This is a genomic window from Rothia sp. HMSC071F11, from assembly GCF_001809115.1.
Taxonomy (GTDB): Bacteria; Actinomycetota; Actinomycetes; order Actinomycetales; family Micrococcaceae; genus Rothia; species Rothia dentocariosa.
Window position 1 is genome coordinate 291,597 of record NZ_KV795763.1, and the last position, 364, is coordinate 291,960.

Here is a 364-nt window from a genome sequence, read left to right on the forward strand (position 1 = left end):
GCTTCGGAACAGGAACGTTCTTCGCGGGCTCGGTACGGGTCGCGGGCACGTACTCCCCCGCCGACGTATCGAAGCTGTCGAACTTGACCTCGCCTTTGTAATCCTTAGCGGGTTCCGACTTACTGGAGCTTGACGAGCCGCCGCTGGAGTTTGAGTTTGACGAAGAACATGCTGCGAGCGCGGCCGCTGTGCCAGCACCCAGCACGCCCAGCGCTGCGTTACGGCGAGTCACGATCAACGATGACATAGTATTCTTTTTTTCCTTTCATATGTGCCTCATTCAGAGCGAACAAGGCATAAATCTAGTGAGGTTCAACCCCGACCTCTCCAAAAACAACAATGTTTTAGATGGAGAATCCGCCGC

General features: G+C 54.9%; 1 pseudogene. It reads right to left on the reverse strand.

The features are described 5' to 3' along the window. A pseudogene (locus tag HMPREF2554_RS09240) lies at nt 1-247 on the reverse strand (hypothetical protein); the annotation flags it as partial. Nucleotides 248-364: the final 117 nt, after the last annotated feature.